Genomic DNA, 13,483 nt, shown 5'->3' with positions numbered 1-13,483 from the left:
TTACTATTCTATCATTCCTTAAGCCTCAGTAAAATGATTTAAGAGCCTCAAAAAGGCTATACAAATAATTTCATACTATTCGCCTATGTTTTCCCCCCGCCGGGCTTTGTGAAACCTAAAAATCGGTCCGGAAGCTTTGCTTCCGGACCGATTTTTAGTATTTTATTCTGCAACTTACTTTACTGGCGTTTCCTTTTCCGCCAATTCATAGCGAAGTTTCTCAATCGTACTGGCATAATCGGATTTGCCGCTCATGTTTTCCAACATTTCACGAACGTCGATGCCCGAAGATTCCTTCAGGGTTTCCTGCAGGGAAGACATCAGGTTCGTCGCGTAGGACGTCACTTTATTGGCACCGCCACCTTCGCCGCCGCCTGTGTCTACCACTGTAATCTTATCGATATTCGCTAATGGACTCGCAATCTGTTTCGCATACTCCGGCAGCATTTTAACAATCATATCCAGCGTTGCCGCCTGGCCGTACATTTCAAAAGCTTCGGCAATTTTGCGTTTGGCTTCCGCTTCAGCAAGACCTTTCAAGCGGATGACATCCGCTTCGGACTCACCTTGCGCGCGCTGCGAATCGGCTCTCGCCATACCATCCAGCCGAACTTTCTCGGCATCGGCTTTCGCCATTGCTTCAACGCGGTATTTCTGGCCATCAGCATCTGCCAGCTGTTTCGATTTCTCAGCTTCTGCCGCTTGTTCCACCGAATATCGGTCAGCATCCGCTTTTTTCTTCACTTCAGAATCATATTGACGCTCACGGCGCTGAATCTCTTTTTCCTCAAGTTCAATCTGTTTCTGTCGTTCAATAATTTGAATCTGCATTTCCTGCTCTACAACTTCCTGCTTCGAGCGCGCTGTCTCCAATTCGTAAGCCTGATCGGCGCGTGCTTTCGCACTGTCCTGCTCGCGGCGGTATTCAGCAACTTTCAACTGGTTGTCTTTTTCCGCTTCCGCGATTTCAGTGGCGCGCTGAATTTCTGCCCGCTGTGCTTCTTTGCCGGCTTCAGCCCGTTTGATGCGCGTCTCCATTTCGGATTGCGCTGTTGAAATATCCGCATCTCTTTTCACTTGTGCGATCCGTGCTTTACCCAGGGAATCAAGATAGCCGTTTTTATCCCGTACATCTTTAATGGTGAATGAAACGATGATCAATCCCATTTTCGCCAGATCATGCGATGCGACGCGTTGAACTTCCTGCGAGAATTTATCACGGTTTTTGTAAATTTCCTCGACCGTCATTGAACCCAAAATGGAACGGAGATGCCCTTCCAAAACTTCTTTCGCTTCGTTTTCGCGGTCTTCTTTCGACTTGCCGAGGAATTGCTCGGCAGCTGTTGCGATTTCAGAAATTGAACCGCCGATTTTGATAATCGCTGTTCCGTCCGCCATGACCGGCACACCTTGCTCTGTATAGACTTCCGGCGTTGTGACCTCTAATTTGCTGGACAAGAGGCTAAGCGGTGCGGCCTGTTGAAATACCGGCAACAGGAACGTGCCTCCGCCTCTGATAATTTTGATGCGATTGCCCGAATCATCCGTATGGACATTTTTCGATCCCAAATAACTTCCGGTAACGATTAACGCCTCATCTGGCCCTACCGTCTTATATTTCGTGACATATACACCGATCAACGCCAATAAAATGGCTGCGACCACACCAATCACGATTCCTAGTTCCATTCCGATTCCCCCTGGATTTTGCTATTTTTTATTTCCTAAAACAAAAGGCTGGTATTCCCTGACATATAAAGTGCCGTTATCTATTTCTATTATCAGCACCTGTTCATCTTGCGCGATCGGTTCATTGTCATAACCCGTAGCCCGTTTTGAAATCATCCCGCCATACGTTTCCAGCACCACTTCGCCGTAGCCGTCGGCAGGAATCGGAATAATCACTTTGGCCACCTGGCCGAGAAGGGATTCTTCTGTGTAGGCAATTGATGCTTCAGCAGATTTCAATGGCAATAAAACAAAGAAGTAAAACAGGATGTCCAGCACCACGCCGGCGACTGCCGAGACAATGACGATGCTGAAGCTGTTCAGGGCGCTTACTTTTTCGAGCAGAAAGGCGATGGCAAAAAACAGCGTGAAAAATGCAAGCAAAACTGCAGGATTCAACAGCGGCAATCCTTCGCCGGCATCCACCATATCCCCGAACAGCACATACAATAGGGTAAGGCCGCCTGCAATAAGCAAGCCGTACATATAAATCTGCCCCATTCCTAACTCAAACAGTTCCATCCCAATACCTCCCATCATTCTCTCTCTTTTCCATTTTATCTTATTTACGGAAATAAGGGATAAAAGTTTCAGAATTTTTTATTTTTTCGTATTCACAATGAAAGTTAAAGGGAAAGTATCTTTAAGCGCAAAAAACCCATCCTATTGAAGGATGGGTTTTACAAATTGGATTTCATGGAAGCCGCCTTTCATCTGAAAGTCGATGCCTACATAACCGGCATCGAATAATTGATGTTGCCTGTTAAAGTCATCCAATTTGGCTGTCGTAAAGTCGGCATAGCCGATTGAAGGGTTTTCCAGGTCTTTGACACAGACATAGCGCTCTTTGCTGCCGTATTTCTCGGTAAGGGCGGCGATGTACATATCCTGCGTGAATTTATCTTTCAGGCTCGGGATGTTCATCGGCGCGACTGTACAGCAGACATAGCGGAAATTGCCGGGCAGTTTCGGAAGTTCCTTCATAATAACGTCGGCCAGCTTCTGTTGCAGCCGATTTCCCCTGAAAGCAGGAAGTACAGCGGAAATCTCCTGATAAATCACTTTCGGCAACTCTTCTTCGGGGAGACCGATGTCATAGCCAAGGTGTTCTTCATCGATTTCGGGAATCAGCAAGGCACGAAAGCCGATCAATTCTTCCTCTGCGTAAGCTCCGACCATCAGGCCACGCTCATTAAGGATGAACAGAAACTCTTCAGTCGATAAGGGCTGCAATGTTGTTTTTTCCGGCATCGCTGCGATTACCGCTTCCTGGACTTCTTCGATCGCCGGCAGATCTTCGAGATAAAGCCGTTTCATACGCAGGGGCAGTTTTTTCCGAAGCACCTGATTGGTTATCGTACCTTCATATAAAACTTTCATCTCAACCTCCCCCAAGCTTTCGGATTTGTACCTTCATGATACCATTTATTTTTTGCTATGGAAGGTAGTTTTTCAAATTTTACTGCAATTAAGATAATTTTTTGATTAAATGAAATCACTTGGCGTAATTGTCGTTCCGTCCCCGCTATCCCTGACTTCCCTATCGTTCTACCAATATAATTAAAGAAAGAAATATCAGCTTTACGGTCTATTTTCATTAAAAGCTTGCATTTTGAAAATAGCCGTGTTATTCTAAGGAAGAATTATTTTTGTTCGGATAACTTTTTACAAAGTGTCAGATGTTCATCTGCAAGATTTGAGCAAGGATAGTAATACAATGTATGCGAAAGCATACGAGGAGGAAACACACATGGAACAAGGTAAAGTAAAATGGTTTAACTCAGAAAAAGGATTTGGCTTCATCGAACGCGAAGGCGGCGACGATGTATTCGTACATTTCTCTGCAATCCAAAGCGAAGGCTTTAAATCACTTGACGAAGGTCAAGAAGTAACGTTTGACATCGAGCAAGGCCAACGCGGTCTTCAAGCTACTAACGTACAAAAAGCTTAATTCAAATAAACCTATTAACGGATTCTTCTTCGGAAGAATCCGTTTTTTTGTTTTCTTTTTTTAATAAGAATGCCAGAATTTAATTTCCCATGGCTTATAGGGATGAAAATATTACATTTCCAGAAAAATATTATTTCGATTCATTATAAAAAAGAGGGAATCTGCAATTATGCGGATTCCCTCTTTCCATTGTTTGATTCCAAAAAGTTTTCGTACTTAATTCAGCATGAAATAAAGTTGGAAAACCAGGAAGATCAATGCAGCTACGGCGATTGTGCCGAAGATGATGGATAACGCCAGTTTTTTACCGCTCATAATCCTCTGCTCCTTTGCGATTTTCAGGTAAGTTTTTGTTGTTCGATCAGTTGGACGACCTCAAGCGCTCCAGTGCTGCCATTTGATAAAACTGTCAGCGTGCTGCCGCTTGGCGGATAAAAGCCGGAATGGAAGCTGACGCCCGGATCGTAGCCCATCACATGGTATTTCCGGATCTCGTCGCCAGCTTTTTCAATCCACACGCCATAGCCGTAATAATTTTCGCCATCAGCGGCATGAATCGCCAGTAAATTGCGGGTCGCATCTTCGGACAATAGCTTATGGTTCATCAGGTGCGTCCAGAAAACCGACATGTCCGCTGCCGTTACATAAGCGCCTCCGTCCGCGCCGCCTTTTACCGGAATGGCATATTGGTTCGTGCGCCATGCGTCGCCTTCTTCAATATAGCCGTTTGCCGTTTCGGCGGGCAGGCGATCCAATTGGAAATAACTCGATCGATCCATCCCCGCCCGACGGAAAATCCGCTCTTCGATGGCATCAGTAAACGCTTGGCCGGTCAATTTTTCAACAACCAGGCCGAGCGCAATAAACCCGGCATTATTGTACTTGAATTTTTCGCCCGGTTCAAACATCATCGGCTTATCCTGAAAAAGAGGGAGAAAATCTCTCGTGCTCTTCATTTGATACATCGGATGTTTCTGCCAGAGTTCCTCAAAATCACCCATGACCGATTCATCGAAATAATCCGGAATGCCGGAAGTGTGCGTCAATAACTGATGGATCGTGACAGGGAATTCCGGGAAATCATCGGGCAGCAATTCGGAAAGCAGGTCTTCAAATGCCAATTTCCCTTCTTCGACCAATTGCGCAACTGCTACAGCCGTAAAGATTTTGCAGCCTGAAGCGATGCCTAAACGGGTATCCACTGCATTTGGCCGGGCATTGGCGCGATCTGCCATCCCTTTGGCTATCGCCCAAACTTCATCCGTTTTCAGCATAGCCGCGCCGGAGAATTCCATTTCTTCCAATCGGTCCGACAGGGGATTTTCAGGAACTGCGGTACCAAAGTTGCCTTCTTCATCAATGTCGATCTGGCGTCCGTCTGTCAGTTCGATCGACAAGGGGTGGACTTCACTCTTCTTTTTGGAGAAATACCACGTTCTCTTTGGTGCCACAAGAATGATGAATGCCGCACCTTGTCCCAGGAAGTTCAATGAATCGGGTTCTATGCCTTTATTGCCACGGACTGGAATTTCCATATCTTCAATCCCTTTGCCGACTTCCGCTACATGCGGCGTGGTGATGCTGACTTCACTGATGTTCAGCAATGAATCGACAGTGAAATCCCCCATTTTATCCATATTCCTGCGTCCCAGGAATTCCACGATATTGCCGGCTGGATCCTGGAAATAAAAGGCATCAGCATCGAAATTCGCATAATAGATTTCATCCATGCCTTCCTGCCGGTTCAGCTCGACGCGCGAACTTGCCCAACCTTTGGCAAGGGTGAACTGGTTGCCGGGAATATTGAAGGCGAAATGGTAAAACGCCGGCCGCTCGGACTGGCGGAATATGAGTTGAGACTCCCCGATTGCCAGCATGAAACTTGAATCATCTTCTTCAATAATGCGGAAACCCAGTTGGTATTCGTAAAAGCCTTTCACTTCGTTCAGCTTGTTTGTATATAAAGTCACTTTCTTGAACATGTCATCACTCCCTGCTTCAAGCATACCGAAATTTCAGTGATTTTTCCTCATTCTGACAAGAATAACATCAGAATTTCAGTTTATCAGCGATTTTTCGTGGTTTATCAGCGATTTTTTCGGCTTTATCAGCGATTGGCATTTTTTCCTTCATTAAAATAAAAACTCTTCCTTAAATAGGAAGAGTTCTTTCGATTATTATTTCGGTTCTTTGAAACCTTGGTCTATCAAATAATCTTCGGCGTCGCTGAACGTTCCGAAGGTTTCCTCCAGATTCTTGCCGGCATAGACATTCCAGAACGGCTCGTCATACACCAGGTCCACTTTCTCGTTCTCGCGGTTGGTCCATGTTTTATCGTATGGCGGTTCCGGTTCCAGCGACAGATAATCCAACGAGTCCGCGAGTATGCTGCGCAATTCCTTTTCGGAAAAGTCGCGGATATTGACGAAGCCTTTTTTGTCCGCTTCGTAATGCGGCAAGTTGCCGACATAGACAAAGCCGTTGCCCGTCGGATGCAAATGATAGACCACTATTTTTTTGTCGTAAAGGCTTTCTTCGTAATGAAAATTAACACGCTTCATCGACACTTCTTTGCGTGTCAGTTCCGGAAATGATTCAATGATTTCCAGTTTTTGCTCAAAAGTAAGCATAATACATAAACCCCGTTTCGTTTTTTCATTCTTCATTTATTATAACATGTCATTCCCAATTTCATTAAAATCTGAAAAGAACACAAAAAAACTGCAGGAACACCACGTTAACTAAGCGGTGCCCCTGCAGCTTATGAAAATCACATTATTTATTTTTGCTGTTGCGTTTGCCAAACGGCCACCATGCACCATTGCCGAACGACACGGTGACGGCCGGCACCAGCAGCGGCAGTACGATCAGACCATACAGCAGCAAGCCTGTGATGACGATCGAAGCGATCTGCATCAGGCTGAGAACGCCTGACGGCAGCATCGCACCGAACGTCCCCGCCAGAATGATGGCCGCTGTAATGATGACGGTTCCCATTTTCGCCATCGAAGTCCGCATTGCCTGTCGCACATCGATGCCATTGACGGACTCTTCCTGAAAACGGTCCAATAGGAAGATCGAATAATCGACGCCGAGCGCGACGAGCATCACGAAACCGAAGAATGGCACCGCCCAGGTAATGCCGTCATAACCAAGCATATTGACGAAAATCAACTCCGTAATGGAAATCGACGCAATATACGTGAGCAACAGCGAGCCGATCATATAAAGGGGCATGATCAAAGAACGCAATAGGAATGCCAGCACAACGAACAAACTGGTCAACATGATTATGACAGTGCGCGTGAAATCACTGGAAGAAATATCCGCGAGGTCACTGTTGATGCTGGAGATTCCGCCAAAGGCCACTTCGCTGCCTTCAAGCGGCGTGTGGTTAACACTTTGCGCAACTGCATCTTTGATCTCTGTCACGACATCAATCGCTTCAGGAGAATAGGGATCAACAGCGAGCACTACTTCCATCAGCATGCCGGTGCCATCTGCAAAAGTATATTGATCAAGCAGCGGCGCAAGGTCTCCACCTTCGAGCGCGCTTTCCGGCAGATAGATTCCTGTCTCCCGGACCGTTTCACTTTCACTGATTGCTTGCAGCGTTGACGCGGCTTCTTCAAGCCCGTTCGCTATTTCGACAAGTCCGTCATTGGAAGCACCAACGCCGTCGGCCAATTGCGCTAAGCCGGTTCCAAGTTCGGAGCTTTCGCCGGCCCCGGCTTCCAGTCCTTGTTCAATCTCAGACAATCCGCCGCTGATTTGTCCCAGCGCGCCGACCGTCTGCGGGATATTGCCGGTTTGTTGCAGGCCTTGTGTTACCTGACCCAATTGTTCGTTTATTTGCGCCAATCCAGCCGCAGCTTCGCCAATTCCCGCAGAACCGCCAGTCTGCTGGCTGAGGGCCGAAAGATTGCCTTCGATTTCATCCAGCCCGGTTCCAACTTCACCGAGTCCCGCACGCGCTTCATCCAGCCCATCCGCAATCATACCGAGCTGGCTGTCAACATAGAAATCTTCAATCGGTGTTCCTGTCGGACGGGTGATGGCACGGACGGTCTCCACGCCTTCCACTTTCAGAATATCCTCACTCAGCGAATCAAAATACGGAATGATTTCTTCTCCATTTAATTCTTCGTCAGATTTCACGACAATTTGCACCGGCAACGAATTTCCTTTTCCGAATGCCGCTTCAATTGCCTCCAATCCTTTTACCGATTCATATTCCGAACCGATTTCGTCGACCGTGTTGAATGAGAGATCGTTATCATACGAGAACACGAGCGGTACCGTGATCAGCGCTACCAAAACCATCGACAGCAACGGACGGTTGACCGATAATTTGCTGATCCAGATCCAGATCCTGCTGTCTGAATGCGAAGCGGATTTTTTGCTCGGCCAGAATAATTTCTCTTTCAGCACCGCCATGAAGAACGGCACGATCGTGAACAGCACAATGAGCAATACGAAAATCCCAACGGCCACGGCTACGGCTGATTTGAAAATAGGGAAATCCGCAAAACCGATTGCCAGGAACGCGATAAATCCAGACAACCCACTGATAAACAAGGTTTTCCCAGCAGTTCTGTAAGTGTTCAGAATCGCTTCTTCCACTGCGCGGCCGGAAGCCAGTTCCTCTTTATAGCGGCTCAGCAGCAATATCGCATAATCTGTCCCAATCCCGAAAAGAATCGCCACCAGGAAAATCTGTGTATAGTTTGAAACCGGGAATCCGAACCAGTCGATGAAAAATGCAACGATCGATTGGCTCAGCAAATAGGAAATCCCCACCGCAATCAGCGGCACAAGCGGTGTTACGATTGAACGGAATACCGCCAGCAACAGACCGAAAATCAGGATGACGGTGATGATTTCCGTCTTTTTCAGACCTTCCTGGGCACTCAAGTTCACATCATGATTGATGATTGCCTGGCCGGTAAGATACGTTATTGCCCCGTCGATGGCAGCAGTTTCTCGAATAGTGTCAGCCGCTTCATTGATTTCTTCATCTGTTCCTTCAACGGTGATCGGCATTAAAACGGTCTGCCCGTCTTCGGAAACCAATTGTTCCTCGAGCTCTTCATTTTCCACCGGATTGGTCACTGACGCTACCGGACTGCCGATCCCTTCCAGATCTGTCGTCAATTGTGCCAGACTGTCACGCATGCTTCCGTCAAGTTCCTGCTCCAATTCAAAGACCAGGGAAATTGTTTGCCCCGCGGCATCCGCATCTTCCAAAATGGAGTTCGCCAGCTGCGATGAAGCTTCATCGGAAAGCTGGAATGACCCCGCTTCTTCTGCCTGTTCGGTCAAGTTCGGTGCCAACAGGAAAAGAACTGCTGTTAATATGATTAAGCCGATTACAATCGGCCATTTGAATTTTAATACTGTCTTCACGATTTACACTCCATCCATTTTTAAAATCTCTTTCAGTTTGCGGAAAATGATGAGGAACTGTTCAATCTCCTGGTCCTCAATCTGTTCGGACAGCAGCTTTTCTAAGTAATCTGCCAGCGCTTTGTCGGATTGCTGCAGCACTTCTCTGCCGGCAGCCGTAATCTCCAGCACCTTGGTCCGTTTATCATCTGTTTCGGCTATCTGGATCAGTTCTTTTTGCAGCAGCTTTTTTATGCGGCTTGATATGGCTGATTTATGTACAGATTGAAGAACTGCTAAGCGACTGGAAGTGATTCGCCCTTCTTTGCTGATCAGCTTCAGCATCTGCATCTGTTCCGGTGAATATTCCTTCCACAGCGGATGATCGACCGATTTAATGACTTTTTCTGTACCGTAAATCATCACATCAGTGAAAAGATCCACTGCTTCTTTTATACGTTGATCCAAAATAGTCTACCCCCTCAACTATTAAACAGTTTAGGGGGTAGACTATTTTTCGTCAAGGATTTAATCCTATATATTTTGAACTAACAAACTTATAGTAGCCGATATTCCGCAAAACAGCTTCGAAGACATTAGCCGACGCTTGCGAGGCTAAGTCTTTGCGACGAAGCAGCGCAGCGATGCAGGAGCACGGTTTTTATATTTAGCTAAGTTAGTGTACCAACCGATTGGATCTTGCACTTCGTCGAAACGGAGTTGGAAAGCCAACTCCGTTTCTGTCTCTGCATCGCTTCGCTAGCTTCGAGACATGAAAAAGCGTTGCTCCCCATGGCGTCTTCGCTGTTTTGCTTCATATCTCTAGAAATTCTTCTCAGCACAGGTGCGCTCCTGGAGCAGGCGAATGCCAATGAAGCACCGAAGCGGCATATTTATAGAATTCTTAATTCAACCTATATAAACAAAACCCCCATGAATATTTCATTCATGAGGGGTTCGGTTAAACGTCTCTTGTAGCTGTCTTTCCTATTTCCTGGCGCCTTGCATAAATGTTTTTCGCAATAGATTTCAGCACGGCATAAACCGGGATCGCCAGAATGATTCCCCATAAGCCGGCGATATTTCCGGCTGCCAGGATTAATGTGATGACTGTCAGCGGGTGCACGTCGAGCGCATTGCCCATGACGTTCGGTGTAATCAGGTTTCCTTCGATCTGCTGGGCAACGAGCATTATGACCAATACCCAGATTGCGCTTACCGGATCCGTCACCAACGCGATGATGAATGCCGGAATAACGGCGATATATGGACCGAGGAATGGAATAACATTCGTCACCATACCAATCAGCGCCAATAGGATGGCATATTCAAGGCCTATAATCAGATAGCCGACCAGCAGCATGAGCCCAACCAGGAAGCTGACGAATAATTGCCCCTGAATATAAGCGCGCAATGTTTTGTCGACGTCCTGCATCGTTTTGATGATCCATGATTTGCGCTCTCCCGAGAAGAAACCGGAGACAAAAGGCACAAATTTTCTATGGTCAATCAACAAGTAAATGAGGAAGAACGGTACAAGAATCAATGATACAATTCCCGAAATCAATCCGGTAATGAACGACATCAACACTGAGCCGATGTTGCTCGCCCAATCACCGATGCTGCTAGTCATGCCATTGATCTGTTCCTGGACACTGTCGGGCAATCTGCTCCGCTGATCCAACACATATTGGGCATATTCTTCTACATCTTCAACAATTCCCGGTGCATTGTCCACCAGTGAATTGACTTCACCCGTAATCACCGGCCCGATCATTGCATAAAGAATCCAGAAGACCAGAACAATCATTAAGATGATGCTGAGAATCGAAGCCCATTTGGGAAGGCCTCGTTTTTCAAGCAGATAAAGAATTGGCCGCGTCAGATAAAACAGCACTCCCCCAAGGAGCAATGGTACAAAGATTGTGCCTGCAATGATGAACAACGGGTCGAAAATCCCTTGTACTTCAATAAATAAACGAATAATGACCAATGTCAGGATAATTCCGACTCCTACCTGGAACCAAAGTTTGTTTGTCAAAAGTTTCACTCCTTTTATTTTACCGGTATACCCAGTTTACCATTAAATTATGTTATTATTATTCTTTGTGAAAGCGAACTTTATTGGCTCTGTTGCGTCTCTAAACATGGCTGTACATAAACACGTAGAAGGAGTTATTTCAATGGAACAATTATGGCTTACCATAAAATTTTTGCTGCTCGGTTTATTTCAAGGGCTGACAGAACCGATTCCGATTTCCTCAAGCGGACATCTGTTAATTGCCCAATATTTTCTTGATGTCGAAATCGAAGGCAGCGTCTCCACGTTTGCGCTGCTTGTCAATACAGCTTCACTGATTGCCGTTCTTATCATTTATCGAAAAGATATTCAGCGTTTGGTCATTAACGGACTGCGGTTCTTCAAAGTCAAAGACGAAGAAACCACCCGCGACTTCATGTTCATCGTCTATTTGGTGGTTGCAACCATTCCTGCAGCCATTATCGGTGTGCTTTTCCAGGACACGATTGACGATTACCTGTCCACGGTCGTGACGGTCGGAATCACGCTCGTTATCACCGGTGTTGCACTCTGGCTGATCCGTGATATCCACGGAAAACGGAAAGACGGCGGAATGACGATGAAAGATGCCATTATTATCGGCTTATCCCAATCTGTCGCGTTAATCCCCGGCATCAGTCGTAGCGGAGCGACCATCGTCGCTGCGATGGCACGGGGCATTAACCAGGAAACGGCGTTGCGCTTTTCTTTCCTGCTGTTCATCCCGATCAGTCTTGGTGGTGCGGTTCTCAGCATTTCCGACATTTTGAACGATGACAATCTCGCTACGTTGGCCGTACCTTATATCATGGCATTTGCCGGCTCGCTGGTCGCTTCTTATTTCTCTCTTAAATGGTTCATGAATATCATGGCCAAAGGACAACTGAAATATTTCGCGATTTATTGCTTCGTTGTCGGACCGCTCGTTGTTCTTGCATGGTTCTTACTTAGCTAATAAAATTCATTGCCATTGCTGATCCTTTTACAGGGGTCAGCTTTTTTATGTATTTCGGTACTCCTATCATACGAAGAAACTATCGAACGGTTTCATTTGTTCCTGCATTTTACTGCAAAGAAAAAAAGCCCGGAATTTTCCGGGCTTTTAAAAAGTCATCTATTAAAGAAGTTAGCCGTGTAAAACGGCTGGTTTTCGTCATTGAATGCTGCACCGACTCCCAGATAACCGAAATCAGGCTTCACAATATTTTCCCTGTGGCCCATTGAATTCATCAGACCCTCATGGGCAAAAATGCTGCTGTACTGGCCGTAAGCCAAATTTTCACCGGCAACGAAAAAGTCGATGCCATCATCTGACATGCGGTCAAACGGCGACTCGCCGTCTTTATTGGTATGGCTGAAATATTCATTTTCCGCCATGTCTTCACTATGTTTGCGGGCTGTCAGCATCGTCTCCTGATCCCATTTCAGCAACGGCAATTCCCGCTGGATCCGCGCAGAGTTGGTCAACTCGAACAACAGGTATTCATACCCTTCACGAACTTCATCGTTCGCCTCAGCGTAAATTTTCTGGCGGTCCTTCTCAAGATCTTCATGGATGACCTGAAGTGCCGTCACTGTATTTTCTTCGTGTATATCATAAAAAACCGTCACATACAGATGGTCGATTTTAAAGAGATCATATTCCTCTCTGGTATCAAGAATGTATTGGACATTCCCTTTTTGCAGACTTTTCAGCGGCGTCCCCAATTGGTTACGCACATCTTCTTTAGTTGACTGCATCGTGATGCCATCCGTAGATGAGATGATATCCTGATTGGTAAACATGCCGTTGACGTTGCCATCCTGGTTATAGGAAAGCAAAACGTAATTCTGGAAATTTGTGTGATAACTATGCCAGTCGCTGCCGTATTCGTTTTTCATCAAGCGCAGCGGCAATCCGACTTTTGCCTGTGCCTCTTCCTTGGACATGCCAAGTGTGACGTTATGGATGGCGAACAATGAATCTGTCTCTGACAGTTCCGGTTTTTCAACCGCTTCCGGCATTTCCGCGGTATTCGTCAAAACGAGCGCCTGCAGCTGGTTCGCGAGGCGGGACGTAAATTCCTTCGCACCGTCCAGCGCCATCGTCACATCTGAATCTTCAGCCAGATTTTCAATGGTATTGTCCAAACTATCCAGAAAACTCAAATCCACATATTCACCGACCGGTTCTTCCCAAAGCGGCCGTGCGAAATACACCAGCAACAAAATTAATAGCAACATGAATATTTTCCGCACGGTCCATCACCTCTTCAATTCAGTTTAATCTTTGGATTCCCTTCTATAAAGTAAAATGAACCTGGAATAATGACAATTTTGATTGTCACTGTTAAAACGATAGTTTTTCCCTCTTTTATTTC

General features: G+C 46.2%; 12 protein-coding genes. 2 read left to right on the top strand and 10 right to left on the bottom strand.

Features of this window, described 5'->3' with window-relative positions; translation table 11 throughout:
- Window positions 1-174 precede the first annotated feature (174 nt).
- The 4 genes from DHX103_RS09740 to DHX103_RS09725 all read right to left on the bottom strand — a co-directional run bounded on the left by DHX103_RS09740 (window position 175) and on the right by DHX103_RS09725 (window position 3,326).
- A complete protein-coding gene (locus DHX103_RS09740; RefSeq protein ID WP_422122100.1) occupies window positions 175-1,689 on the bottom strand; it encodes an SPFH domain-containing protein in 1,515 nt (504 codons plus the stop codon).
- Between the two features lie 21 nt (window positions 1,690-1,710).
- Window positions 1,711-2,250, bottom strand: coding sequence for a hypothetical protein (locus tag DHX103_RS09735; protein WP_422122099.1), 540 nt, complete (start codon window positions 2,248-2,250; stop codon window positions 1,711-1,713).
- 141 nt (window positions 2,251-2,391) lie between these two features.
- A complete protein-coding gene (locus DHX103_RS09730; protein ID WP_422122098.1) occupies window positions 2,392-3,108 on the bottom strand; it encodes a hypothetical protein in 717 nt (238 codons plus the stop codon).
- Window positions 3,105-3,326, bottom strand: a complete 222-nt coding sequence (locus DHX103_RS09725; RefSeq protein ID WP_422122097.1) for a hypothetical protein — start codon at window positions 3,324-3,326, stop codon at window positions 3,105-3,107. The genes DHX103_RS09730 and DHX103_RS09725 overlap by 4 nt, the downstream gene beginning before the upstream one ends.
- Window positions 3,327-3,478: 152 nt before the next feature.
- Here DHX103_RS09725 and DHX103_RS09720 point away from each other — a divergent pair, with 152 nt between their 5' ends.
- Complete coding sequence (locus DHX103_RS09720; protein ID WP_006830093.1) at window positions 3,479-3,679, top strand: cold-shock protein; 201 nt, start codon at window positions 3,479-3,481, stop codon at window positions 3,677-3,679.
- 338 nt (window positions 3,680-4,017) lie between these two features.
- Here the strand turns inward: DHX103_RS09720 and DHX103_RS09715 are convergent, their stop codons facing one another.
- The 5 genes from DHX103_RS09715 to DHX103_RS09695 all read right to left on the bottom strand — a co-directional run bounded on the left by DHX103_RS09715 (window position 4,018) and on the right by DHX103_RS09695 (window position 11,105).
- Complete coding sequence (locus tag DHX103_RS09715) at window positions 4,018-5,661, bottom strand: serine hydrolase (RefSeq protein ID WP_422122096.1); 1,644 nt, start codon at window positions 5,659-5,661, stop codon at window positions 4,018-4,020.
- A gap of 195 nt (window positions 5,662-5,856) precedes the next feature.
- Complete coding sequence (locus DHX103_RS09710; protein WP_422122095.1) at window positions 5,857-6,309, bottom strand: hypothetical protein; 453 nt, start codon at window positions 6,307-6,309, stop codon at window positions 5,857-5,859.
- 145 nt (window positions 6,310-6,454) lie between these two features.
- Window positions 6,455-9,085 (bottom strand): MMPL family transporter, encoded by a 2,631-nt coding sequence (locus DHX103_RS09705; protein WP_422122094.1) that lies wholly within the window; start codon window positions 9,083-9,085, stop codon window positions 6,455-6,457.
- 3 nt (window positions 9,086-9,088) lie between these two features.
- Window positions 9,089-9,532, bottom strand: coding sequence for a MarR family winged helix-turn-helix transcriptional regulator (locus DHX103_RS09700; protein WP_422122093.1), 444 nt, complete (start codon window positions 9,530-9,532; stop codon window positions 9,089-9,091).
- A 493-nt stretch (window positions 9,533-10,025) separates the two neighbouring features.
- On the bottom strand, window positions 10,026-11,105 hold the full coding sequence (locus DHX103_RS09695; protein ID WP_422122092.1) for an AI-2E family transporter: 1,080 nt from the start codon (window positions 11,103-11,105) through the stop codon (window positions 10,026-10,028).
- Window positions 11,106-11,247: 142 nt separating this feature from the next.
- Between DHX103_RS09695 and DHX103_RS09690 the strand changes: the two genes are divergently transcribed.
- On the top strand, window positions 11,248-12,078 hold the full coding sequence (locus tag DHX103_RS09690; RefSeq protein ID WP_422122091.1) for an undecaprenyl-diphosphate phosphatase: 831 nt from the start codon (window positions 11,248-11,250) through the stop codon (window positions 12,076-12,078).
- A 155-nt stretch (window positions 12,079-12,233) separates the two neighbouring features.
- Here DHX103_RS09690 and DHX103_RS09685 read toward each other — a convergent pair whose 3' ends face one another.
- Window positions 12,234-13,346, bottom strand: coding sequence for a CAP-associated domain-containing protein (locus DHX103_RS09685; protein ID WP_422122090.1), 1,113 nt, complete (start codon window positions 13,344-13,346; stop codon window positions 12,234-12,236).
- Window positions 13,347-13,483: the final 137 nt, after the last annotated feature.

Source organism: Planococcus daihaiensis (genome assembly GCF_049262615.1).
Classification (GTDB): domain Bacteria; phylum Bacillota; class Bacilli; order Bacillales_A; family Planococcaceae; genus Planococcus.
The sequence above is the reverse complement of the archived record's forward strand: the minus strand, read 5'-3'. Positions and strand labels throughout refer to the sequence as shown.

What these genes read in the sequence shown, in the direction of transcription:
- DHX103_RS09710 (WP_422122095.1), bottom strand. Translation starts at nt 6,309, where the DNA reads ATGCTTACTTTTGAGCAAAAACTGGAAATCATTGAATCATTTCCGGAA.
- DHX103_RS09735 (WP_422122099.1), bottom strand. Translation starts at nt 2,250, where the DNA reads ATGGAACTGTTTGAGTTAGGAATGGGGCAGATTTATATGTACGGCTTG.
- DHX103_RS09715 (WP_422122096.1), bottom strand. Translation starts at nt 5,661, where the DNA reads ATGTTCAAGAAAGTGACTTTATATACAAACAAGCTGAACGAAGTGAAA.
- DHX103_RS09740 (WP_422122100.1), bottom strand. Translation starts at nt 1,689, where the DNA reads ATGGAACTAGGAATCGTGATTGGTGTGGTCGCAGCCATTTTATTGGCG.
- DHX103_RS09685 (WP_422122090.1), bottom strand. Translation starts at nt 13,346, where the DNA reads ATGTTGCTATTAATTTTGTTGCTGGTGTATTTCGCACGGCCGCTTTGG.
- DHX103_RS09730 (WP_422122098.1), bottom strand. Translation starts at nt 3,108, where the DNA reads ATGAAAGTTTTATATGAAGGTACGATAACCAATCAGGTGCTTCGGAAA.
- DHX103_RS09690 (WP_422122091.1), top strand. Translation starts at nt 11,248, where the DNA reads ATGGAACAATTATGGCTTACCATAAAATTTTTGCTGCTCGGTTTATTT.
- DHX103_RS09720 (WP_006830093.1), top strand. Translation starts at nt 3,479, where the DNA reads ATGGAACAAGGTAAAGTAAAATGGTTTAACTCAGAAAAAGGATTTGGC.
- DHX103_RS09725 (WP_422122097.1), bottom strand. Translation starts at nt 3,326, where the DNA reads ATGAAAATAGACCGTAAAGCTGATATTTCTTTCTTTAATTATATTGGT.